This is a genomic window from Microcoleus sp. LEGE 07076 (assembly GCF_015207455.1).
Lineage (GTDB): Bacteria > Cyanobacteriota > Cyanobacteriia > Cyanobacteriales > Microcoleaceae > Microcoleus.
Genome location: NZ_JADEWV010000041.1, coordinates 18,919 through 40,030, shown reverse-complemented (window position 1 = coordinate 40,030; position 21,112 = coordinate 18,919). Strand labels below are relative to the sequence as shown.

Below are 21,112 nucleotides of genomic sequence, written 5' to 3'. Positions count from 1 at the left end.
GGTTTATGTAACCCGTATGCAAGTTTGAAAGCTATTAGCGAAGTGAACCCCTACAAATTCTTGAGAATGGTGCAATATCTCAGTGTTAACGGTTGACGGTTAGCTACAAGATGTTGTTTGGCAAACTGATAAAATCAGCACTGCTCAAAGTTGTTGCACCCGCTGCGTTAACTGTTCCCAAAACAACAGCTAAAATTCGATCGCCATTATTGGAACTAAACTTGACCAGAGTTGCGTCTGCGCTACCGTTACCGTCAGTATCAAACGCTACCAGTGCAATATCTGTGGCAGAAAGTCCGCCTGTGAGCCCGATTTTATCACCTTCAGCGGCATTGAAATCAACCAGTATATCGGCTAAAAATAGATTAGCCACTGAACTCGCTGTTTCAGGTCTAAATACATAGGTATCAGCGCCATTACCTCCAATCAATGTATCGATACCGAAGTCGCCACAAAGAAAATCATCGCCGTTGCCGCCAATCAACAAATCTTGACCTTTTCCTCCCCGCAAAGTGTCGTTTGCGTCGCCTCCATCGATAACATCGCTGCCTCTGTTGCCTGTGACACTATCGTCGCCGCTTCCTGCAAAAATTCGATCGAACCCGCTGCCACAACTAATAACATCGCTGTCGCCGGTGCCCAGCCAATATCCGTCGCCGTTGCTGTCGTAGGTGACAGTTAATGCCCCAGGATAGTTTTCTGGAGCTGTAAATTCTGGAACTCTTGCTGTGTAAGGATTGCTGTTGTTGGGATTGTTAACGGGAAGTGCGGGCAAATTGCTGTTAATGTTATCTGTTGGCTCAGAAACGATCGTACTCTCCCCGCCAGCACCCGTACTGTCTGGAGAAAAATTAGAAAAACTTGAATTGCTAGAAGTGCCGCCACTCAACGAATCAAGCGTTGCACCGTCATTATTTGACGGTATTGGTATTGGTATTGGCGGTGGTATTGGTATTGGCGGTGGTATTGGTATTGGCGGTGGTATTGGTATTGGCGGTGGTATTGGTATTGGCACTGTGATATTAATTACCGGTGCAGAGTCGGTAGCAGCCCCAGCAGGTGCTGGTACTGGAGTTGGAGTTGGTGTTGGTGGTGCTGGAGTTGGTGCTGGTGGTGTTGGAATTGGCGGTGGTATTGGAGTTGGTACTGTGATATTAATTACCGGTGCAGAGTCGGTAGCAGCCCCAGCAGGTGCTGGTGTTGGAGTTGGAGTTGGTGTTGGTGGTGCTGGAGTTGGTGCTGGTGGTGTTGGAATTGGCGGTGGTATTGGAGTTGGCACTGTGATATTAATTACCGGTGCAGAGTCGGTAGCAGCACCTGCTGGGGCTGGTACTGGAGTTGGCGCTGGAGTTGGCGCTGGAGTTGGTGCTGGAGTTGGCGCTGGAGTTGGCGCTGGAGTTGGTACAGAAGCAGTGGCGCTAGCAGTCGGCGGAGTATCTAAACCGCTGCTAGCTGAAGCGCTCGCACTGCTGGAAGTGCCACCGGGAGCCGATGCTGTTTGAGTGCTGCTGCTGCTCCCTGTCGGAGAAGTCGCTGTCGCACTGCTGCTACTGCTCGCACCGCTGCTGTCTCCTAACGGCGCTGGTGCTGGTGCGGGCGCTGGTGCGGGCGCTGGTGCTGGTGCTGGTGCGGGCGCTGGCGCTGCTGGAACCGAAGCTGTGGCGCTAGTAGTTGGGGGCGCGGCTGTAGAAGCACTCGCTGCAGCGCTGCCGCTGCTAGATGTACCCCCCGCAGCGTAAACAGTCTCGCTGCTGGTACTGCTTCCAGTCGGGGAAGTGGCTGTCGCGCTGCTGGTACTGCCCGCACCGCTGCTATCGACAAAGGAACTAGACTTGCTGGAACTGCTGCTGCCGCCACCAGAGTTATTCGCCGCCAGCGAATTCAAGGTGTTTAAACTATTGCTGTTTCCAACAATATTATTTAATGGCTCAGGAGCTAATGAATCTAAGGAAGGCATTGCGATTTATCTCCTTTTACCTGTATGGCTGTCCCGCTGATTTTTTATTAAATTTGATTGAGCCATCACCATCACCATCAAAACGCTTTGTTAAAATTTAAACCCACCTAACACTCGCCCCAAATGTAGCATTTTTCAATTGGTAATTACAGCCTAATAATCACCTTGATGCCAATTATTATTGCTGATGCAACTGCCAACTGCGATCGCAAATTATTAGGGCTGACCGCTAGAGATGAACAAATATCTGCTATCGTTCAAGTATACAGAATAACTGTTTCCTGTGCGAGCGTAAGAGTTCGCAGTAGCTGAGGCTTCAGTAAAAGCCATATAACGACTAACGGAGACCTTTATGTAAGTGTTTGCCAGAGTCGAGGTATTTTCGCCAATCGCAAAAGCATTAGCGTCAGCACTGCCAAATCCATAGGTAGCAAAAGTGTGAGCGCTACCAGTCGCGCACGTATAACCAGCACCTATAAGCTTGCTCGCTCCCAAAACTGCCTCTACATAATTTAAATCATCAATGATCATGTTTTTTGCACAACAAATTTTAGTGGCTGCTTACCTGAATGTTAGAAAGCGAGCCAGCCAAAGCCATTAAGAAGACTGGACGGTTGAAACTTGGTTTATACAAGCTTGTGTTTGGCGTGCGGTTTCAACCGCCGTCTGCTCAATCGTGTATTGACCTATACTGCAATTCTTGCATTGCTCTATATAGGTGGCTTTTTGACTGCTTCTGTGTACTATTGTTAGCACCAACAGAAGCTAAAACCTGAAGTAGCTGCGATCGAAGTACCGCCAGAGGAAGAGCTGTAAGGTGTGGTTTCTGCGTTGTTGAAGGTCTGAGTCACAGTGCCGGGGCCGTAGGCGGACGCTTTGGATTCAGCAGTGGCTGCATGACCGTAAACATACACGTTGGAGCTGATGTATTTATTCAGGTTGAAATACTCGTTGAACTGCACGTTCGAGTAGTCGTAGCCTAGGTCAAAACCGCCGTGGAGGCTGGTGGATTCTGAAACGTTTTCGATATGGTTCAGGTCTGAGATAATCATGGTTTTTTTCCGCGACATTCAATGTAGTTTGTGTAAAGAGTGCAGATTTGTTCGAGGAGTTTAAACTGTAGTTACCGTGAGGGTTTTACTGGCTGTTTGACGGTCAAACTGCTGCGGCGGGCGTGATGCTTGACTAAGTTTAAACTCCTAGATGAGCAAGAGTCTGGCTTGACTGTTGTGATTACCAGTAGTAGTAGAAACCTGAAGTAGCTGCGATCGAAGTACCGCCAGAGGAAGAGCTGTAAGGTGTGGTTTCTGCGTTGTTGAAGGTCTGAGTCACAGTGCCGGGGCCGTAGGCGAACGCTTTGGATTCAGCAGTGGCTGCATGACCGGAAACATACACGTTGGAGCTGATGTATTTATTCAGGTTGAAATACTCGTTGAACTGCACGTTCGAGTAGTCGTAGCCTAGGTCAAAACCGCCGTGGAGGCTGGTGGATTCTGAAACGTTTTCGATATGGTTCAGGTCTGAGATAATCATGGTTTTTTTCCGCGACATTCAATGTAGTTTGTGTAAAGAGTGCAGATTTGTTCGAGGAGTTTAAACTGTAGTTACCGTGAGGGTTTTACTGGCTGTTTGACGGTCAAACTGCTGCGGCGGGCGTGATGCTTGACTAAGTTTAAACTCCTAGATGAGCAAGAGTCTGGCTTGACTGTTGTGATTACCAGTAGTAGTAGAAACCTGAAGTAGCTGCGATCGAAGTACCGCCAGAGGAAGAGCCGTAAGGTGTGGTTTCTGCGTTGTTGAAGGTCTGAGTCACAGTGCCGGGGCCGTAGGCGGACGCTTTGGATTCAGCAGTGGCTGCATGACCGGAAACATACACGTTGGATCTGATGTATTTATTCAGGTTGAAATACTCGTTGAAATACACGTTCGAGTAGTCATTTCCCAAGTCAAAACCGCCGTGGAGGTTGGTGGATTCTGAAACGTTTTCGATATGGTTCAGGTCTGAGATAATCATGGTTTTTGTCCTTGTAATTGAGCGTTAGTTGAGAGGTTGTTTGAGACAACCTTGTTCTGTTTTCGATGTACCTAATATATCTGGACTAATTAGAGCTGTGTTGCCAATTTGGCAGATTTGTGGAAATTAAAATGTAAAGTAAACTTCATGAATATTTGTGAATAGTTTGTTCAAAAGCTATAGAAAATCGATGTATTTTGACATACAAAAACCAGCCTCGTTTTAGAGTCTATTAACGAGACTGGAAGATTCTAGTATTGGGCCCAATTGATAACTTGTATAGACAAAGACTGCCCCTGCAAAACCCTAGAAATTATATCATTCCCGGTAACACCGGAATAATGTTGACTGTTGACAGTCAACAGTCAACAATCAACTCGAATTTACTATTCCGATGCTAACGGATTTAATATTACAGGTCAGTTTGTCTTCTTTTACCAGCTAACAAATTATCAAGTACGATCGCCACACCGTGTTGCCATTTTGGCAGATTTATCGGAAATCAGAATGTAACGATAACTTGATGAAATTTTGTTAAGCTCTGGGCCGAAAAATGTTGTGTGCCTACTGAAAAACCCGATCGCCCGCAGCTCCTTCAACCAAAAAATAGGTACACTCAAGGCTAGCGATCGGGTTATGTTTCGAGCAACTAATTTATTGGCCCGCCAAATTAAACAAACGTGTCTTAAATCCAGCAAAAAATCCTTGATTTTGAACCTCAACCGTCGATGCCAAGATATTTTGCCCTTCAGGCTTGACTTCAGGTACAACACCTACAGTATCTGAGTGCAACTCGCTAAAAACCTCAGTTGCACAACCACCTCGAACTCCGGCTCGTTTTTCCCTCACAACTTCCACATAATCTAAATCCGCAATTTTGCTAAGCGCCGACTGAGTTTCCGATTTCCTCGTTTGGGTATTTTCCTTGAGCAAGCGGTTAGAAGTGCGGTAGGGGATATAGTCGAGAGGGTTGTAACCCGTGCACCGCAAAAGTAAAAAACAAGCCCAAGAATACTTTCCTGCCAGAATCGCTGAAATTATCTCATCTAATTGTTCGGGTTTAATTCCAACTTGGGAATGATTGGCAGAATGGTTAAATTGCGAATTCATCGTTTTATCCTATTTTGCGTAAATTAATTGACTGTTGACTGCGGTTTGATCGTTCGGACTTTAGTCCTTCTTTTTGCGGACTAAAGTCCGAACGATCAAACCTGAGAGGGGGAGAGGGGAGAATTTTGCTTTCTCTCTCGAACTACTAACTAATGACTAATGACTAATGACTAATGACTACAAACTCATGCCGCCTTTTTGTAGTTGCTTGAGCGGATCGAGCAAAATGTCGGCTATGGAGCGCTGGCGGATGACAATTTCAGCCGTAGCTGTCTGGCCAGCTTTGAGTTTCCAGGTTTGATTGTTGGCTTTCACGGAGTCTCGATCCATACTCACTTCCACCCGGTAAACAACACCCAATCGCTCGTCTGTCTTGGCATCTGGCGAAATCGATACAACTTTTCCCGGCATCACGCCGTAATTTTGATAGGGAAAAGCATCGAATTTGACTTGCACCGGCATTCCGGTTTTGACAAATCCTGCTTCTCGGTTCGGCAAACTGACTTCCAACACTAGCGGAGCCTGATTCGGAGTCATTTCTGCAATAGTTTGGCCCGGTTGAACTACTTCGCCGCTGTTGTGAATGTTGAGTGCGGAAATCACTCCGCTGACTGGTGCGTAGAGAAATCTTTGTTTGAGCTTGTTTTTGGCTTGAGCGAGGAGGGTTTCGGTTTCGGCAATTTTGGATTTGACTTGGTTTAATTCCATTTCCAACTGCTGAATTTTTTGCTGTTTTTCTAACTGCATTTGGCGCCCTGCTGCTTGTTTGCTGGCGGCTTCGGCTTGCAGTCGATCGACTTCTGCGAGTTGTTCGGTTAATTGGCCTTGCATTTTGCCGATCGAACTGGTGCGATCGCGCAAACCTTGCTCGACTTCAAACAGCCTTTCCTTAACCTGAGTCGCCTCAGAGAGTTGACTCCTGATCGCAGCACTTTGTCTGTCGCGCACGGTTTGTTCGACCTCAAATACTCGATCGTCAGCCTGAGTTTTTTCCCCCAACTGGCTTCTAATCACCGCATTTTCGCTTTCTCGCAGAGCTTCCTCAGCTTGAAACAAGACATCTTTTGACAGCGCCCCCTCATCTACCAAAGGTTTGAGACGCGCGATCCGCTCTTTGTGAGCAGCCACTTTTGCTTGCAATTGTGTCACCAAATCTTGACTCTTATTTTGCAGCGGTTTCACCCGATCGCGCCTCGCCTCGCCAGAAGTGACATCACTTTTCAGTTGCGACAACAGATTTTGTGCCTGCTTTTCCAGAGGTTTGAGCTGTGAGTGCCGCGCTTTCTGAGACACTACATCTGCTTGCAATTGCTCGATTTGAGACTGCGTGGTGGCCGAGGAAGCCCGAGCACGAGCGATCGCAGCTTCGGCCCCCCGCTTGTCTGCAGCAGCAATCGCTTGGCTCGCTTCTGCTTCCAGTTTAGTTCGATCGATCGCACTCATCTCTTGCACCAATTGAATCCGATAAGCGCCCAGAATTTGATCGAGACGCTCCACCTCGCTTTGGGCAGTGGACGGGTCTAATTCCGCCAATAATTGTCCAGTTTTGATTTTTTGACCTTCTTTGATCGCGAGGTTAATAATTTTTCCCGTCTCCGTCGGGTGAATTTTGTAAACATCTCCTTTGGGAACTAATTTGCCCTTAGCGTGACCAACCACGTCAATTTTACCCAAAGTTGCCCACGCTCCAAAAGCTACGCAAAAAACCAGTCCTCCTAATATCAACCGCTGGGAAAAAGATACTGGTGGCTGGTCTAGTACCGAGTGCAGAGAAGCAGACCAATTGTCAGCATCAGGCTGCTGAAACTTGGCAATAGTGATAGCCTCATTAGTTTGAAAAGAGCGATTTTGAGATGGAACGACTTCTAAAGAGCGGTCTTTTTTTCTGTCTTCTTTTTCTGACCTTGAAGCTACGCCTCCATAGACTTCACCTATTTCATCTGCAGCGCGGCCTAATTCTTTGACATCTTCTGAAAACATTATATTTCCTCCAAGTTAGTCTGTATGACTGTTGGCAGTTTGTAGTGGGCAGTTGTTAGGAGTCAGGAGTCAGGAGTCAGTAAAAATTATCTTTAGCCTTGTGTTGGTTGCTAATGACTAATGACTAATGACTAATGACTAATGACGCTTGAGAGTGGGCACGCACCATCCACCGCCCCTACTGACTAATAACTAATGACTAATAACTAATGACTAATGACTAATGACCAATGACTTAAAGATCCAGTTGTTGCTGAGCAAGGTGATAGTAAAGTCCGCCTTCAGCCATCAATTGGTCGTGGTTGCCTTGTTCGGCTAAAATGCCTTTGTCGAGAACCAAAATGCGATCGGCATTCCGCACAGTAGACAATCGGTGAGCGATCACAAACACAGTGCGATCGCGACTAATGCGAGCCAAATTTTGCTGGAACCTGCGCTCAGACTCGGTATCCAGCGAAGAAGTTGCTTCGTCCAAAATCAAAATTCGGGGATCGCCCAACAAAGCACGGGCGATCGCAATTCGCTGCCGCTGGCCCCCAGACAAACTCGTTCCCCTCTCCCCGACAGGAGTTTGATAACCGAGCGGCATATCTTGAATAAAAGCGTGAGCTTCTGCTAGCTTCGCCACTTCTACGGCCTCTTCCAAACTTGCAGAATCAGCCTCGTTTCCGTTTTTGTACAGCGTAATATTTTCCAAAATCGTTCCCGAAAACAAGAAACAATCTTGCGGCACAACACCCAACTGCACTCGCAGCGACTGCAAAGAAATGTGCCGAATATCGTGCCCGTCAACAGTCAGCCGCCCCTTTTCTGGATAATAGAAACCTTGCAGCAGCTTCACCAAAGTGCTCTTACCCGAACCGCTGCGCCCGACAATTGCCACAGTTTCTCCAGCTTGCACTTCAAAGCAAAGATTTTGCAGCGTATTGCGTTCTTCATCCTGAGCATAGCGGAACGAAACATTGTCAAACTTGACGCTTCCCTGAATGCGAGGCAGCACCAGCATTGGTTTGTAAGGACTTTCTTCAGGCTCTGCCGAGAAGACATCATCCAAACGCTCGATCGACACCAGCACTTCTTGAAACTCATCCCAAAGTCCCACCACCGAAAGCACAGGAGAAATCACGCTCCCGATCATCATATTAAAAGCCACAAATTGACCGATCGTCAGCTCATCTTGAATCACCAGCATTGCCCCGTACCACAGCAACGCCGTGCTGCCCAAAGTATTAATTCCACCCCCGATTACCTGCAAAGAATTCGCCAGTTTCTGCCCCCGGAATTTAGCATTAATCATGCAGGTTAATTGGTCTTCCCAGCGCCAGCGCATTTCTCGATCGGCAGCAGTTGCCTTAATCGTCGCCACCCCACTAATCATTTCCACCAAAGATGAATTTTGCTTTGCACCTTCCTTAAAAACCTCCCGCGACACTTGGCGCAGAAACGGAGTTGCCACCAAAGTCAAAATTACGATCGGCGGAATCAAAGCCAGCACCAACAAAGCCAGACGCCAGTTATAGTAAACCATCAGTCCGATGTAAACCACAGCCATCAAAGCATCCAGCCACGCAGTAATAGCTTGGCGAGTCAAAAACGCCTGAATTTTTTGATTTTCCTGAACCCTAGTCAAGATATCGCCCACCTGACGAGATTCAAAAAACTTAATCGGCAAACTGAGAGTGTGACTGATAAAACCGCTAATTAAAGTCAGGTCAATGCGGTTGGACAAGTAATCCAGCAAATACTGTCTCGTTGCCCCCAACAGCGATCGCCAAACACTAAACATCAGCAGTCCGATCGCAAAAACGTGCAGAGTGACTATGCTTTTGCTGACAACTACTTGGTCGAGAATTACTTGGGTAAATAGGGGAGTAACTAGCCCAAATATTTGGATCAAAAAGGACAAAATCAAAATTTGGGCGATCGCCGCGCGGTAGGGCCAGACTATGCCCACAAAATTTTTAATTTTAATCCCTTTATGTTCGCCACCCCGATTGCGATACAGTTCCGCTGTCGGGTCTAAAATTAGAGCGTACCCAGTCCAGTTTTCGGTAAAAGTTTTAATGCTCATCCACCGCTTTCCCGCCGCCGGATCTGCAACTAAAACCTGTTGATTCTTAAACCGATAAACTGCCACATAGTGATTGCCTTGCCAGTGAGCGATCCAGGGATTTTGATTGCGGAGCGGAGTTAAAGAAGCCCGCACCGGACGGGTTTGAAATCCCATCCTTTCCGCTGCTTTTGCCAGACTCTTGAGCGACGCGCCGCTGCGGCCGATTTCTGCCAATTCGCGCAAGTAATTCAGCGTAAATTTCTTACCCCAATATTCGCTAATCATGGCTAAGCAGGTGGCTCCGCAATCTGCTGCGCTCTGTTGTTGAATGAATGGGTGTCCGCTGCTCAACCAGCGCCGCCGCTTGGGTTTGGGAAAGCTAATGATTCCGGCTGCTGATTTTTGCCGATCGATCCCGATTAATTTTGAATCCTCAGTTTTTGAGCTACAACTAGCATCTTTAGCCGCCGTTACTGAGCTTAAAATCGGAGATTTGCGAATAATTTTATGGCGGGATTTGCTGTCGGAACTAATTGTGGATAAGGCGATTTCCCACTGTTCGGCGCTCACCTGATAAATTACCAGATTTGTTAGAGCTTTCCAGTCGCTCGGTACATCTGAATCTCCCCAGCTACTGCCGATTGCGGGCGGTGCTTCACCTTGAATTTGACCGCTGCGGAGCCAATAATGATTGGTGGATTTTTGGCAGTGTTCGGCGAGGGAAACTCCCGCCGGAATTCGGATTTCTTCTATGTCAGGAAGTAAGTGCGATCGCAAAAGCTGTTGTTGGTGGGAAGGGTGCGATCGCAAATCTGTTTGCGTCTTGAAAAAGATTGACCTGTGGATCTGTTGGAATGCTTGCTGCAAGTGCTGTTGCAGTTGTGGGAATTCCTCTAAAACTAGCTGCAATTTTCCTGCGTTTATGCGAGCGATTTCGCAGGTGCCGGCGGCAATTGCCCTGTAAGGCAGTCCGCTTTCAACAAATAGGTTGTCTGCCCCAAATACCGCTCCGAGTTCCAGTACCAGCACCGAAACTTCCTGCTGTTGAGACGCTTCTATTGCTAGCAGCCTGACTCTTCCCTGACAAACGAGATAAAAATTGCGATCGCTCTGTGCTTTTTCAACTAAATTGTTGGTACTATCCGGTGTTTGATATTGAGTAATTTCATCTCCGAGCTGAAATTCGCAAATTTCACAGGCTGTATTTAATTTTGCAACTAATGTCGGTTCTGCACCGATTTCCTCCAAGAGTTTGTGAAGAGCTGGAACAGTCTGCAATGAGGCTTGGGATCGATCGAAGTAATTCTGTACCCCTAAACTTTTTTTCATAGCTTTCCCTGTTGAATGTGTCTGTCAAATTTCTTGACCTATAACTAACCAGGTTATGCCCAATTTTTGTTTTTAGTGCAACCTAGCTGGCTTAAAAATCCTTGTTGAATTGTGCGGCTAAAACCTCTTATTTCAAACATTTTTTGACAACTTTGGGATGTCGGAATTCGTTTCTTAAAGTAAAGTGCGGTTATTGCGTAAGTGTTGTTTTCGCTGGTTCCAATCATAGCTTACCAAACGGCTATCATGGCTACAGTTTTACGGTCATCTTTACACAATCTTTATAATTTTGCGGATAATCCCGGAAAATTGTGAAGATTGTGTGAAGGAAATCGGACAAAGCTTCTGCCTTATACCCGTGAATACACGCATAAATCTTAATTAAATATTAAAAAGTTTTAATTCTAGATAATTGGTGCGTTCACAAAGGCTTGATGTAAAGAAATATTGCGAATTTGTAGTAATATTTCTAGAAATTAATTGAGAATTGAGCCTGGGTCATTGGTGACAAGTTAAGCTAAGAAAGCATTTGTCAATCAGCAATTATGCTCAACCTTTACTCGGATTTTGGGCATAAAACTGAGATTTGGGCGATCGAGGAATCATGCCGAGGGTGATATTTATACTTACTCCCTCTCAAATCGTGAATTTTCCACTCCTAAAAAAGCAGTTTTTTTGAGTAATATTACTGATTGACAAATGCAATTAAGTCTTAACTTGTCACCAATGCTTCAGGGCACTACCAGGAAAACACTGCCGGAATACCAACCAAAAGGCAAGCCAAATGCCAAAAAACTACCCCCAACGAATAGATTCATCCAAAATGCCGCCGTCTCTCGCAGTTCCAGTTTGTCTGATGTTTCTTTCATGATTTTATATTTAATCAATTTCCAGCTAATGTTATTAACATAATCAAACAAGCCCAAGTGAAAGTCAATTCATTAAATTCATTAATTAAGTTCATAAAAGTCATATTTGTATGTTTGGGGCGGGCAGGATGCCCACCCCACAAGAGTTTCAGGGAAATTGGCTGTTTCCCGATCGCACTTGGACACCATTCACAGACAGTACATTTCCAGATAATGTTAGGATCGCACAACAAGCAAGTGCGATCGACTTTGGTTAATTCTGATGTTTCTGTGCAACTATAAGTTTCATCATCTTATAACTCTGAAATTAAAAAATACCTTAAATTATGCAAATTACGATCGACCTTCCCGACAATCTCCCCCTGACTGAAGCCGATGTGCGGATAGAATTGGCGATCGTACTTTATCAGCAATACAGCCTCAGTCTCGATCGAGGCGCTCAACTCGCTGTAATGTCTGTGGACGACTTCTACCAACTATTAATCGATCGCAATATCGTCACCCCGCCCGCAGATGCCGATGACGAACCCGCCGAACTCATTCTAGCTAGCTTGCGTAACTCCGTGCAGCAAGTTAAAGAAGGCAAATTGCATCCTATTTCTGAACTGTGGAGTTGCACGTTCGAGTGTGCTTAAAAAAGCGATCGAATTCACAATCACGCTAGGCCGATCGGGCGTCATCCTAAAGTTTTATTAATCACTCTATCGGTCCCACTTACAGATAGACTCTGGCTTGAGAGGACAAGTCTTGGGTGCGATCGGATTTTCGCTAAGGTAGAGCTGCTTCAGATTAGTCAAGGATTCTAGCGGTTTGATGTCTGCGATCTGATTGTTGGGGAGGTAGAGCGAAGTCAGCTTAGTCAAGGATGCTAGCGATTTGATGTCTGCGATCTGATTGTTGTCGAGGCTGAGAACCTGAAGGTTAGTCAAGGATGTTAGCGGTTTGATGTCTGCGATCTGATTTTCGTTGAGGTAGAGTCCAATCAGGTTAGTCAAGGATACTAGCGGTTTGATGTCATCTATCTGATTGTTGCTGAAGCCGAGAATCTGGAGGTTAGCCAAGGATGCTAGCGATTTGATGTCGTCGATCTGATTTTCGTTGAAGTAGAGCAAAGTCAGGTTAGTCAAGGATACTAGCGGTTTGATGTCACTGATAGTATTGCTGTTAAGGCGAAGAAATGTCAGGTTAGTCAACGATGCTAGCGGTTTAATGTCGCTGATAGTATTGCTGCTGAGGTCGAGATTCGTCAGATTCGTCAAGGATGCTAGCGGTTTAATGTCGCTGATAGTATTGTTGCTGATGTGGATCTGTGTCAGATTGGTCAAGGATTCTAGCGGTTTGATATCATCTATCTGATTGTTGCTGAGGTAGAGCTGTGTCAGGTTAGTCAAGGATTCTAGCGGTTTGATATCGCTGATTTTATTGTTGCTGAGGTAGAGCTGTGTCAGGTTAGTCAAGGATTCTAGCGGTTTGATATCGCTGATTTTATTGTAGTTGAGAAACAGATCCGTGAGACTCGAAAGTTTCTGATTAGCTGCATCGCACTCAGTAGTTCCTGCTATCTTCAACAGCACATCAACAGTATGTTTAGTTTCAGGATTCAAATCAGCTTTTTCGCGACACCAATCAGCAAATGTTCGTCCGCTTTTTCCCGGTTGCGGTTTGGAGACTAACGCGGAAGGTCTATTGTTTGCCGATTGCGGATCTGCGACTAACTTGGAAGGCTTATTTCCACATGATGCTAGCCCGATCGCACAACAAGCAACTATCAACCTTGATAAATTCCTGTGTTTCTGTCGAACTATAAATCTCATCATCTAATATCCCTAATTTTCTAAATAAACAGCGGCAGGTTTGCAAACTGTCACCACACTGCCACAAAGTTCTAAAATAGCTCTGATATTAAACTTGTACCAATAACTTTATCTCTCAAAACCCCGGAAAATACCCTATGAACGGCCCAGCGTCTTACACATTGCCTCAAATGACCGATCGCGATCGCGCTAACCTCAGCCGCCTGATCGACTATACTTCCATTAAATCCGTACCCGAAATTTGGGATCTCGTCAAACAGCGATTTCCCCAAACCGTCGCCCTCCACGACCCCCACAGCCAGCCCGAAATCAAACTCACCTACACCGACCTCTACCATCAAATCCAGCAATTCGCCCGCGGCTTGCAAGCCCTAGGCATCGAATCCAATCCCGAAGAAGCAATCCCTCCCCGCGTCGCCCTCTTCGCCGACAACAGCCCCCGCTGGCTGATAGCCGACCAAGGCATCATGACCGCTGGGGCCGCCAACGCCGTTAGAGGCGCCACCGCCGACCCCGAAGAACTCCTCTACATCATCCAAGACAGCGGCAGTACCGCCTTAGTAGTCGAAAACCAGGCATTACTCAAAAAACTCCAACACCGCCTCCCCGATTTGCCCATTCAACTCGTCGTCCTCCTCTCCGACGAAGAACCGGAAACCAACCAAACCCTCAACACAGTCAAATTTTCCGAAATCATGGCCACAGGGGCAAGTAGCACCCTCAAACCCGCCAACCACAACCACCAAACCCTCGCCACTCTCCTCTACACCAGCGGCACCACCGGCAAACCCAAAGGTGTTATGCTGACCCACGGCAACTTGCTGCACCAAATCACCACCTTCGGGACAATTCTGCAGCCCGAAGCCGGCGATGGCGTTCTCAGCATCCTCCCCAGTTGGCACGCCTACGAACGCACAGTCGAATACTTCCTGCTTTCCCAAGGATGCACCCAAATTTACACCAGCATTCGCTATTTCAAACAAGACTTTAAAGCTTACAAACCCCAGTACATGGTCAGCGTTCCGCGCATTTGGGAATCGATTTACGAGGCAGTACAAAAGCAATTTCGGGAACAGCCTCCCAACAAACAAAAGTTGGTGAATTTCCTGTTATCTGCCAGCCAACAATACATAGAAGCCCGCCGCATTTCCCAAGGATTAACTCTCAATTTACAACCTGCCTCAGTTGCTGAAAAAATCATCGCCCGGATCAAAACCATTCTGTTGTCGCCCGTTTACGCCCTGGCCGAAAAACTCGTTTACAAAAAAGTCCGGGAAGCTACGGGAGGACGTTTTAAGTGGGCAATCAGTGGCGGCGGTTCTTTGGCCGCGCATTTAGACAATTTCTTTGAAATCGCGAATATCGGTTTGTTGGTGGGATACGGTTTGACCGAAACATCCCCGGTTTTGACAGTCCGCCGCCCTTGGCACAATCTCAAAGGTTCCGCAGGACAGCCGATTCCAGGTACGGAAATTAAAATAGTAGACTCGGAGACTCGGCAACAACTGCTTCCGGGCCAGCGCGGCTTGGTATTGGCAAAAGGGCCGCAAATCATGGCGGGATATTATCTCAATCCCCAAGCTACCTCAAAGGCGATCGACTCGATGGGCTGGTTCGACACGGGCGATTTGGGCTGGCTGACACCGGGAAACGACTTAGTTTTGACCGGGCGGGCTAAAGATACGATCGTCCTCAGCAACGGCGAAAACATCGAACCGCAGCCCATAGAAGATGCCTGCGTCCGCAGCCCCTACATCGACCAAATTATCGTAGTAGGTCAAGACCAGAAATCGATCGGCGCCTTAATTGTCCCCAATCCAGAAGCCCTACTCAAATGGGGCGAAACTCAGAGTCCGCCCATACACGAAATTGACTGGAATAGCAAGCAAATTCAAGACTTATTTCGCCAAGAATTGAACCGGGAGGTGAAAAATCGCCCCGGATACCGCGCGGACGATCGCATCGGGCCGTTCCGGTTGATTCAGGAGCCGTTTTCAATCGAAAATGGAATGTTGACCCAGACCCTGAAAATTAAGCGCCCTGTTGTGACGGAACACTACCGCGATATGATTGACGGGATGTTTTGAAAATATTCGCAGGACTTGGGGAATGGAGCAGAAAAAATTGTCCCAACACCCGAGTCCAGAGTCCCAGTCCTCAGTCCTCAGTCCTCAGTCCTCAGTCCTTAGTCCTCAGTCCTCAGTCCTTATGAAATATTTGCGAACTAATGACTATTGACTAATGACTATTGACTAATGACCATTGACTACTTCGCAATTGACAAGCAACAACTTTATGGAACCACAATTACTTTTGAAGCGATCGATTAACGTTAAAGTCGTCGTTACTCCCCGCTGGAAAGAAGAAGCTCAACAGCAACTCCAAGCCCAAATCAACCAAATAGATTCTCAGTTACAACAGCTAGAAATGCAAGGGCAGCGGATGGTTTCAGAAATCCAAAAGCAAAACCTGCAACCCCCAGGCCCGCTAGTAATGCAGCAAATAGAAAACATTCAAGTGCAGGTGAATCAAAAAAAGAGCGAACTGCTAGAACAGAAAAACCAAAACCTGCAACAACTCCAGCAAGTACAGGTGCTAGACCTCGAACAAGAAGTGAGTCAAGGTCAAATTGACGGCACTTTCACAGTGGGGCTGGGAGAAAACTTGATTCAAAAAATGCAAGTAGAAGTTCTGCTCCGCGACGGCATAGTCGAAGAAATTCGAGGTGATATTTAGAAATTGGTAATTGGTAATTGGTAATGGGCAATTGGCAATTGAGAGGTAATTTTTAGCGGAGCATCTGTGTTTTGTATTTGTAGTGCGAGCTTTTTAAGAGCTCGGTGCATACATATCAGCTCAGCAAGCGGCGACGCTCGCAAGTCGTAAAAAATACTTTTTGGAAAAGTGAGATGCTCCCATTTTGAGTCAAAAGTCACACATTCTCGGGCGAGAGACTGGCATAATAATAAATATTGCTGGTGGCCGGTCGCCAATTATCAATTGCCAAATACCGATTACCTATTACCAACTCAAAAGGACTTTTTACAGATGATTCGCGAAGTTTTCATGCCAGCCCTGAGTTCTACCATGACAGAGGGCAAAATTGTTTCCTGGGTCAAATCCGCCGGAGACAAAGTAGAAAAAGGCGAAACGGTAGTCGTGGTTGAATCCGACAAAGCCGACATGGATGTCGAGTCTTTCTACGAAGGCTATCTAGCAATAATTATTGTACAAGCAGGCGAAGTTGCGACCGTGGGAGCTGCCATCGCCCTAGTAGCAGAAACAGAAGCCGAAATCGCAGAAGCTCAGAAACAAGGAGCCGGCGCAACCTCCGCCTCCGCCCCAGCAACCTCCGCCTCCGCCCCAGTCGCAGCTACCGCATCACCGGGTTTGCAGCAAAACGTCAGCCGCCAAAACGGCCGCAGCGTCGTTTCTCCCCGCGCTCGCAAATTAGCCAAAGAATTTAAAGTAGATTTGAATTCGATCAAAGGCAGCGGCCCCAACGGTCGCATTGTTGCAGAAGACGTGGAAGCCGCAGCCGGTAAAGCTCAACCCGCCCAGGTTCAGCAACAGGTAACAGTCCCCGCAGCAGCCGCACCCGCAGCAGCACCCGTCGCAGCCGCAGCAGCCAAATTCGCACCCGCACCAGCCCCGGCGGTAGCGCTTTCGGGTCAAAAAGTACCGATGAATGCGCTGCAAAATGCGGTGGTACGCAATATGGAAGCAAGTTTGAGCGTGCCGTGTTTCCGCGTCGGCTATACAATTACTACTGACAATCTGGACAAACTCTACAAACAAATTAAGTCGAAAGGCGTGACGATGACTGCTTTGCTGGCGAAGGCTGTAGCAGTAACTTTACAAAAACATCCTCTGCTGAATGCTTGTTATGTGGAGTCGGGAATTCAACACCGCGCTGATATTAATGTGGCGGTAGCGGTGGCTATGGATGGCGGCGGTTTGATTACGCCGGTGTTGCAAAATGCCGATCGCCTCGACATATATTCTCTCTCCCGCACTTGGAAGGATTTAGTCGATCGCGCCCGCGCCAAACAGCTAAAACCTGACGAATACAGCACGGGCACTTTTACTCTTTCCAATTTGGGAATGTATGGAGTAGATAAGTTTGACGCGATTTTACCGCCGAATCAAGGCTCGATTTTGGCGATCGGCTCTTCTCGCCCGCAAGTAGTAGCCAACGAGGAAGGTTTGATGGGAGTGAAGCGGCAAATGCAGGTGAATATTACTTGCGATCACCGGATTATTTACGGTGCTGATGCTGCATCTTTCTTGCAGGATTTAGCGAAATTGATTGAGACAAATCCTCAGTCTTTGACTCTTTAGTATGGGCTAAATCTCCCTTTTACCTTCCTTGGAAAAGGGAGATTTAGAGTAAGCCAAAAAGAGGAGACGGCAGTGACGTGTCCCTACAATATTATTTTGGGTAGGGACACGGCACTGCCGTCTCCTCTCTATCATTCCGGTGTAACCGGAAACGATATCACAGCAGACTATAACTCAAACAAGAATACTTTGTTCAAACTCGCACCGAATTTCATCTACAACTTTGCGATCGCTCAGATCGCGATGCCACCAGTGGCTACAGCCATCTTGACAATATTTATCGTACCTGCGGGCATCAGCAATTGCTAATAAACTGATTAACAGAAAAAAGGTTTTGATAGATTCTGAGGACGGCAGTTTCAAAAGCTTTGCCATTTGTTCTTTTAATCGCCCTTTGCTCAGCAACACACAAGGGGTGTAAGTTTCGCGAAGTTTTGATTTAGTAATAGCTAGGCAAACATCTTCTTCTCGTGCCCCTGCTTGGAGAGTTATGTAGGATAGTCGCTGCAATATTTCCTGCTGGTCTTCGGTTGGAAAGCTTAAAAACCAGTTTTTTGCATCTTCTTGGCTAATTAATTCTTGTTGAATTTGATTTAGTGTAATTTCAATCATCTGTTGATTTGAGCTTGCCGGATGCTTTTGCTCGATCGATCGCATCTTGAATCAGAAGGTAGACAAAGTTGGAGATCGATCGCTTTTCGAGATCGCACAACTTTTCGAGATCCTTTTTAGCCTGTGTTGGCAAAACTACTGAAATCCGCTCGCTATCGCTCATGCCCTGCAATCTGTTAGAAGTTTCCCTTATTGTGCCACCTCGTCCGTCCAGCTCGTGCATCCACATTCAGCTTGGTGCTGATTAATGCACACTTATGCTTACTTAGTGTTACTTTTATAGATAATGTCAGAAGCCAGCGCGTCCACCGACCAAGTTTCCGCGCTGGCTCTGGCTCCGTTTAGCAATGGAGACACCTCTATTATGAAATACGAAGGATACTTGAAGCCGTGGGCAGTGGCCCGCTTGCTTCCCAATTTGCGGTGGGCGATCGTCGGTCGCTATCGCAGCCGATCGGATGCGGAGGGACATCTTCAGTTGTTTCGGCAACGAGTGCCCAACATCCGATTTGAAGTGGTGTTTGATTTACCCTCTCGCCGAGGATAACTTTTTTGAGGGAGGGTTTTTGATAAGTTAACTGTCAAATTATCGAAGGCGATCGCACTTTGGGAGATTAAGGGCGATCGCACTTTTGGACATTAAGTGCGATCGCTCTTATTTAGAAGTTGATTATAAAATATAGTAGAATATAATAATAGCAACTTTATTTGGATTTTGATAGTGAAAATTAGTTGGCTGTTTTAATTAAATCACGGAAGATTACTTTTGGTGAATGGGAGGCGATCGCGCGGCGATACAATCAAGTTTAGTTTATTTATCAAATAGAATGAGGAACAACATGACAGCGCAACCACTCAGTAAATTCATCGCCGGCGATCGCACTTGATGCCACTTGTAAAATAATTTGTTCTTGCTCTTCCACAGGTGCAGAAATTTCAAATCTATTTAAAACCAGAAAGACTTCCATTGCTGCGTGGCCGATGCGTTTGTTACCATCTAAGAAAGGATGATTTTTAATCAAAGCAAATCCAAAAGCTGAAGCTTTTTCGACGATTGTTGGGTAAAGTTCTTCCCCGCCAAAAGTCATGCGCGGCTGAGCTAAAGCTGATTCTAAGGCTCCTAAATTAGCGATACCGAATGCTCCACCAGATTGCTCGATAATGCACCGATAAAGTTCTCAGATTTCTGTTAAAGTTAGATAGCGCATTACGCGAGCTTTTGGTAGAGTATAGCATTCTTTTTGAGGACGTATTCCATAGCATTTTGGAAGGATGCTTCTGGTGGTGCGAGCAAGTTTTCAGCACCGGCAAGCAGTAATGCTTCTAGGGAAACGCCGAGGCGATTGGCGGTTTCTTGGAGCTTGTGCAGGCGATCGTCTGGAATGGTGATGGTAATGGTTTGCATTCTGTTTGTGGCTGTGACTATACCTTGAGTGTAGCACGTCAACTGTGCGGGCAGGAGTTAGGGTTTTTGAAAGGGCGATTCCCACGGGATAGTTGTGTAAGCGCGGGCTTTTGGACATTAAGGGCGATCGCACTTTTGGACATTAAGGGCGATCGCCCTTGACCAAAGAAATTGGTTGAACAAAACTGAAATTTAGTTCAATAAGACTTACGTATGGGCCCGGTGAAACCGGGTTTTTTACGAAATACTTCGTTACCTACCATAAATTTAGGAAAAAACCCGGTTTCTTTGTCGGAGTCGGTAATTCCTGTTTAAATCCAGATAAATACAAAGAGTGATTGGCTCGGAAAAAAGAGTGTCTGAAGTCGTTAATGGCGATCGAGATATTGGTAAAGAATTGGCATTAATTATGGGTAGTTTTTTTCATGTAGAGCCGAGTTTTTTTTGTAATTAAGGGAAGTAAAATCATTTCGATTTAAGTCTGAATTGTATTTGATGAAATTCTGTAGGGGCGGGTTCACCAACAATATCTAACAAGTACCAACAATCTCAATAAACGCGCCCCCACCCAACGACAAATCGCAATCTACCTCTTGATTAAGATTATAGTCCTGGACGCACAGAAACCGGGTTTCTTTGAAAAATCTCAGACGGGAGACGAAAAATTTACAAAGAAACCCGGTTTCTCGCCACTCGTGCGTAAGTCCTAGATTATTCATCTTTATCGCTTTCTATGGTACGATATAAAAAATAATATTTTCAGGAACCTGCGAGGTGTGAACCTGATGGAAAGAACCTACAAAATTTCTGGGCTAAATGCTACTTTCTCATATCCCATTTGGGAAACAGCAGAAATAGAAGAAACTTTCTTAGAGCTGGCAGAACAATGGCGGCGCGAAACAGGAATGATGTCCTTAGTTACTAAAATGTCAATGCACCCAGCATACCAAAGAATTATCGGTATGGGTCAAGCTGTTGTTCCCCTAATTCTGCGAGAATTAGAGCAAGAACCGGAGCATTGGTTTTGGGCATTGCAAGCGATTACAGGTGCTAATCCTGTTAAATCAGAACAGCGCGGCAGGCTCAAACAAATGGCACAGGCGTGGATAGAATGGGGCAGAGAAAATGGCTACAAATGGCAAGCTGGAACAGTATAAAGAAAATGAATTTCCTCACTTAGCTGCTACGGGGTATCGCATCACTAGCCCAGCAACACGCGCTTATAATTGTTTTGCTTGGGCTGCTGGTGAAGACGATCGCTAGTGGAATCCTCTAGAACCAAACAGTCCCTATTATTGGCCTGATGGTGTACCAGCAGAATTAACGATCGCTGCTTTTATTCAAGCTTATCAAACGGTGGGATTCCAACCTTGCGAAAGTTCTGACTTTGAATCGGGTTTTGAGAAGATAGCCATATATGCTACTCCTGACGGGGAACCAACGCACGCGGCTAGACAATTACCGAATGGCAAGTGGACGAGTAAATTGGGGCGTTGGGAAGATATTGAGCATGAATTAGATGGGTTGACAAGTGAGATGTACGGTTCTGTGAAGCAAATTTTAAAGCGATCTATTTGAGCCAGTAGTTTGATTGTTTGTATTGCTAAAATAAGGGCGATCGTACTATG

26 protein-coding genes are annotated in these 21,112 nt (G+C 46.3%); 12 read left to right on the top strand and 14 right to left on the bottom strand.

Annotated features, from left to right (window positions below):
- Nucleotides 1-103 precede the first annotated feature (103 nt).
- Entirely contained in the window at nucleotides 104-775 is a 672-nt protein-coding gene (locus IQ270_RS09715) for a calcium-binding protein (protein WP_193973010.1), read from the bottom strand.
- Nucleotides 776-785: 10 nt separating this feature from the next.
- On the opposite strand from IQ270_RS09715, the gene IQ270_RS09710 reads away from it, so the two are divergent.
- From IQ270_RS09710 to IQ270_RS09700, 3 genes are read left to right on the top strand one after another with little or no spacing between them, the layout of a single operon-like run.
- Entirely contained in the window at nucleotides 786-1,502 is a 717-nt protein-coding gene (locus IQ270_RS09710) for a hypothetical protein (protein ID WP_193973009.1), read from the top strand.
- Nucleotides 1,503-1,739 carry a hypothetical protein gene (locus IQ270_RS09705; protein ID WP_193973008.1) on the top strand — a complete coding sequence of 79 codons (237 nt, stop codon included), beginning with the start codon at nucleotides 1,503-1,505 and terminating at the stop codon, nucleotides 1,737-1,739.
- Between the two features lie 36 nt (nucleotides 1,740-1,775).
- On the top strand, nucleotides 1,776-1,997 hold the full coding sequence (locus IQ270_RS09700) for a hypothetical protein (RefSeq protein WP_193973007.1): 222 nt from the start codon (nucleotides 1,776-1,778) through the stop codon (nucleotides 1,995-1,997).
- A 176-nt stretch (nucleotides 1,998-2,173) separates the two neighbouring features.
- Here IQ270_RS09700 and IQ270_RS09695 read toward each other — a convergent pair whose 3' ends face one another.
- From IQ270_RS09695 to IQ270_RS09660, 8 genes are all read right to left on the bottom strand, one after another.
- Nucleotides 2,174-2,488, bottom strand: a complete 315-nt coding sequence (locus IQ270_RS09695) for a hypothetical protein (protein WP_193973006.1) — start codon at nucleotides 2,486-2,488, stop codon at nucleotides 2,174-2,176.
- 218 nt (nucleotides 2,489-2,706) lie between these two features.
- Nucleotides 2,707-3,009 (bottom strand): hypothetical protein, encoded by a 303-nt coding sequence (locus IQ270_RS09690; RefSeq protein ID WP_193973005.1) that lies wholly within the window; start codon nucleotides 3,007-3,009, stop codon nucleotides 2,707-2,709.
- Between the two features lie 181 nt (nucleotides 3,010-3,190).
- Nucleotides 3,191-3,490 (bottom strand): hypothetical protein, encoded by a 300-nt coding sequence (locus IQ270_RS09685; RefSeq protein ID WP_193973004.1) that lies wholly within the window; start codon nucleotides 3,488-3,490, stop codon nucleotides 3,191-3,193.
- A gap of 181 nt (nucleotides 3,491-3,671) precedes the next feature.
- Nucleotides 3,672-3,971 carry a hypothetical protein gene (locus tag IQ270_RS09680; protein WP_193973003.1) on the bottom strand — a complete coding sequence of 100 codons (300 nt, stop codon included), beginning with the start codon at nucleotides 3,969-3,971 and terminating at the stop codon, nucleotides 3,672-3,674.
- Between the two features lie 654 nt (nucleotides 3,972-4,625).
- Nucleotides 4,626-5,081: a HetP family heterocyst commitment protein gene (locus tag IQ270_RS09675; RefSeq protein WP_193973002.1), complete on the bottom strand. Its 456-nt coding sequence runs from the start codon at nucleotides 5,079-5,081 to the stop codon at nucleotides 4,626-4,628.
- A 177-nt stretch (nucleotides 5,082-5,258) separates the two neighbouring features.
- Nucleotides 5,259-7,061, bottom strand: a complete 1,803-nt coding sequence (locus tag IQ270_RS09670; RefSeq protein ID WP_193973001.1) for an HlyD family efflux transporter periplasmic adaptor subunit — start codon at nucleotides 7,059-7,061, stop codon at nucleotides 5,259-5,261.
- Between the two features lie 235 nt (nucleotides 7,062-7,296).
- The gene (locus IQ270_RS09665; RefSeq protein ID WP_193973000.1) at nucleotides 7,297-10,443 is read right to left on the bottom strand and encodes an ABC transporter transmembrane domain-containing protein; all 3,147 of its coding nucleotides are present in this window, start codon (nucleotides 10,441-10,443) and stop codon (nucleotides 7,297-7,299) included.
- A gap of 731 nt (nucleotides 10,444-11,174) precedes the next feature.
- Nucleotides 11,175-11,312, bottom strand: a complete 138-nt coding sequence (locus IQ270_RS09660) for a hypothetical protein (RefSeq protein WP_193972999.1) — start codon at nucleotides 11,310-11,312, stop codon at nucleotides 11,175-11,177.
- Between the two features lie 128 nt (nucleotides 11,313-11,440).
- Here IQ270_RS09660 and IQ270_RS31860 point away from each other — a divergent pair, with 128 nt between their 5' ends.
- Complete coding sequence (locus tag IQ270_RS31860) at nucleotides 11,441-11,569, top strand: hypothetical protein (protein ID WP_255532399.1); 129 nt, start codon at nucleotides 11,441-11,443, stop codon at nucleotides 11,567-11,569.
- 69 nt (nucleotides 11,570-11,638) lie between these two features.
- Nucleotides 11,639-11,947 carry a UPF0175 family protein gene (locus IQ270_RS09655; RefSeq protein ID WP_193972998.1) on the top strand — a complete coding sequence of 103 codons (309 nt, stop codon included), beginning with the start codon at nucleotides 11,639-11,641 and terminating at the stop codon, nucleotides 11,945-11,947.
- Between the two features lie 66 nt (nucleotides 11,948-12,013).
- On the opposite strand, the gene IQ270_RS09650 is transcribed toward IQ270_RS09655, so the two are convergent.
- Entirely contained in the window at nucleotides 12,014-13,129 is a 1,116-nt protein-coding gene (locus tag IQ270_RS09650) for a leucine-rich repeat domain-containing protein (RefSeq protein WP_228056220.1), read from the bottom strand.
- 134 nt (nucleotides 13,130-13,263) lie between these two features.
- Between IQ270_RS09650 and IQ270_RS09645 the strand changes: the two genes are divergently transcribed.
- From IQ270_RS09645 to IQ270_RS09635, 3 genes are all read left to right on the top strand, one after another.
- Nucleotides 13,264-15,213 carry a long-chain fatty acid--CoA ligase gene (locus tag IQ270_RS09645; protein ID WP_193972997.1) on the top strand — a complete coding sequence of 650 codons (1,950 nt, stop codon included), beginning with the start codon at nucleotides 13,264-13,266 and terminating at the stop codon, nucleotides 15,211-15,213.
- A gap of 208 nt (nucleotides 15,214-15,421) precedes the next feature.
- Nucleotides 15,422-15,862 carry a YlqD family protein gene (locus IQ270_RS09640; RefSeq protein WP_193973016.1) on the top strand — a complete coding sequence of 147 codons (441 nt, stop codon included), beginning with the start codon at nucleotides 15,422-15,424 and terminating at the stop codon, nucleotides 15,860-15,862.
- Nucleotides 15,863-16,174: 312 nt separating this feature from the next.
- Nucleotides 16,175-17,467: a dihydrolipoamide acetyltransferase family protein gene (locus tag IQ270_RS09635; protein ID WP_193972996.1), complete on the top strand. Its 1,293-nt coding sequence runs from the start codon at nucleotides 16,175-16,177 to the stop codon at nucleotides 17,465-17,467.
- A gap of 174 nt (nucleotides 17,468-17,641) precedes the next feature.
- Here the strand turns inward: IQ270_RS09635 and IQ270_RS09630 are convergent, their stop codons facing one another.
- Nucleotides 17,642-18,079, bottom strand: coding sequence for a DUF5958 family protein (locus IQ270_RS09630; protein ID WP_193972995.1), 438 nt, complete (start codon nucleotides 18,077-18,079; stop codon nucleotides 17,642-17,644).
- Nucleotides 18,072-18,308, bottom strand: coding sequence for a hypothetical protein (locus IQ270_RS09625; protein WP_228056219.1), 237 nt, complete (start codon nucleotides 18,306-18,308; stop codon nucleotides 18,072-18,074). The genes IQ270_RS09630 and IQ270_RS09625 overlap by 8 nt, the downstream gene beginning before the upstream one ends.
- 57 nt (nucleotides 18,309-18,365) lie before the next feature.
- Here IQ270_RS09625 and IQ270_RS09620 point away from each other — a divergent pair, with 57 nt between their 5' ends.
- Nucleotides 18,366-18,626, top strand: a complete 261-nt coding sequence (locus IQ270_RS09620; RefSeq protein WP_228056218.1) for a hypothetical protein — start codon at nucleotides 18,366-18,368, stop codon at nucleotides 18,624-18,626.
- Between the two features lie 271 nt (nucleotides 18,627-18,897).
- Here IQ270_RS09620 and IQ270_RS09615 read toward each other — a convergent pair whose 3' ends face one another.
- Nucleotides 18,898-19,242 (bottom strand): type II toxin-antitoxin system death-on-curing family toxin, encoded by a 345-nt coding sequence (locus tag IQ270_RS09615; protein ID WP_339384409.1) that lies wholly within the window; start codon nucleotides 19,240-19,242, stop codon nucleotides 18,898-18,900.
- Nucleotides 19,243-19,286: 44 nt separating this feature from the next.
- On the bottom strand, nucleotides 19,287-19,484 hold the full coding sequence (locus IQ270_RS09610) for a DNA-binding protein (RefSeq protein ID WP_193972994.1): 198 nt from the start codon (nucleotides 19,482-19,484) through the stop codon (nucleotides 19,287-19,289).
- 785 nt (nucleotides 19,485-20,269) lie between these two features.
- Here IQ270_RS09610 and IQ270_RS09605 point away from each other — a divergent pair.
- From IQ270_RS09605 to IQ270_RS30860, 3 genes are all read left to right on the top strand, one after another.
- Entirely contained in the window at nucleotides 20,270-20,641 is a 372-nt protein-coding gene (locus IQ270_RS09605) for a hypothetical protein (protein ID WP_193972993.1), read from the top strand.
- Entirely contained in the window at nucleotides 20,610-20,747 is a 138-nt protein-coding gene (locus IQ270_RS30865; protein WP_228056217.1) for a hypothetical protein, read from the top strand. Before IQ270_RS09605 ends, IQ270_RS30865 begins: the two co-directional genes overlap by 32 nt.
- Nucleotides 20,748-20,840: 93 nt before the next feature.
- Nucleotides 20,841-21,062: a hypothetical protein gene (locus tag IQ270_RS30860; RefSeq protein ID WP_228056216.1), complete on the top strand. Its 222-nt coding sequence runs from the start codon at nucleotides 20,841-20,843 to the stop codon at nucleotides 21,060-21,062.
- Nucleotides 21,063-21,112: the final 50 nt, after the last annotated feature.

What these genes read in the sequence shown, in the direction of transcription:
- IQ270_RS09710 (WP_193973009.1), top strand. Translation starts at nt 786, where the DNA reads ATGTTATCTGTTGGCTCAGAAACGATCGTACTCTCCCCGCCAGCACCC.
- IQ270_RS09695 (WP_193973006.1), bottom strand. Translation starts at nt 2,488, where the DNA reads ATGATCATTGATGATTTAAATTATGTAGAGGCAGTTTTGGGAGCGAGC.
- IQ270_RS09690 (WP_193973005.1), bottom strand. Translation starts at nt 3,009, where the DNA reads ATGATTATCTCAGACCTGAACCATATCGAAAACGTTTCAGAATCCACC.
- IQ270_RS09685 (WP_193973004.1), bottom strand. Translation starts at nt 3,490, where the DNA reads ATGATTATCTCAGACCTGAACCATATCGAAAACGTTTCAGAATCCACC.
- IQ270_RS09680 (WP_193973003.1), bottom strand. Translation starts at nt 3,971, where the DNA reads ATGATTATCTCAGACCTGAACCATATCGAAAACGTTTCAGAATCCACC.
- IQ270_RS09675 (WP_193973002.1), bottom strand. Translation starts at nt 5,081, where the DNA reads ATGAATTCGCAATTTAACCATTCTGCCAATCATTCCCAAGTTGGAATT.
- IQ270_RS09670 (WP_193973001.1), bottom strand. Translation starts at nt 7,061, where the DNA reads ATGTTTTCAGAAGATGTCAAAGAATTAGGCCGCGCTGCAGATGAAATA.
- IQ270_RS09665 (WP_193973000.1), bottom strand. Translation starts at nt 10,443, where the DNA reads ATGAAAAAAAGTTTAGGGGTACAGAATTACTTCGATCGATCCCAAGCC.
- IQ270_RS09660 (WP_193972999.1), bottom strand. Translation starts at nt 11,312, where the DNA reads ATGAAAGAAACATCAGACAAACTGGAACTGCGAGAGACGGCGGCATTT.
- IQ270_RS31860 (WP_255532399.1), top strand. Translation starts at nt 11,441, where the DNA reads ATGCCCACCCCACAAGAGTTTCAGGGAAATTGGCTGTTTCCCGATCGC.
- IQ270_RS09655 (WP_193972998.1), top strand. Translation starts at nt 11,639, where the DNA reads ATGCAAATTACGATCGACCTTCCCGACAATCTCCCCCTGACTGAAGCC.
- IQ270_RS09650 (WP_228056220.1), bottom strand. Translation starts at nt 13,129, where the DNA reads ATGATGAGATTTATAGTTCGACAGAAACACAGGAATTTATCAAGGTTG.
- IQ270_RS09645 (WP_193972997.1), top strand. Translation starts at nt 13,264, where the DNA reads ATGAACGGCCCAGCGTCTTACACATTGCCTCAAATGACCGATCGCGAT.
- IQ270_RS09640 (WP_193973016.1), top strand. Translation starts at nt 15,422, where the DNA reads ATGGAACCACAATTACTTTTGAAGCGATCGATTAACGTTAAAGTCGTC.
- IQ270_RS09635 (WP_193972996.1), top strand. Translation starts at nt 16,175, where the DNA reads ATGATTCGCGAAGTTTTCATGCCAGCCCTGAGTTCTACCATGACAGAG.
- IQ270_RS09630 (WP_193972995.1), bottom strand. Translation starts at nt 18,079, where the DNA reads ATGATTGAAATTACACTAAATCAAATTCAACAAGAATTAATTAGCCAA.
- IQ270_RS09625 (WP_228056219.1), bottom strand. Translation starts at nt 18,308, where the DNA reads ATGTGGATGCACGAGCTGGACGGACGAGGTGGCACAATAAGGGAAACT.
- IQ270_RS09620 (WP_228056218.1), top strand. Translation starts at nt 18,366, where the DNA reads ATGTCAGAAGCCAGCGCGTCCACCGACCAAGTTTCCGCGCTGGCTCTG.
- IQ270_RS09610 (WP_193972994.1), bottom strand. Translation starts at nt 19,484, where the DNA reads ATGCAAACCATTACCATCACCATTCCAGACGATCGCCTGCACAAGCTC.
- IQ270_RS09605 (WP_193972993.1), top strand. Translation starts at nt 20,270, where the DNA reads ATGGAAAGAACCTACAAAATTTCTGGGCTAAATGCTACTTTCTCATAT.
- IQ270_RS30865 (WP_228056217.1), top strand. Translation starts at nt 20,610, where the DNA reads ATGGCTACAAATGGCAAGCTGGAACAGTATAAAGAAAATGAATTTCCT.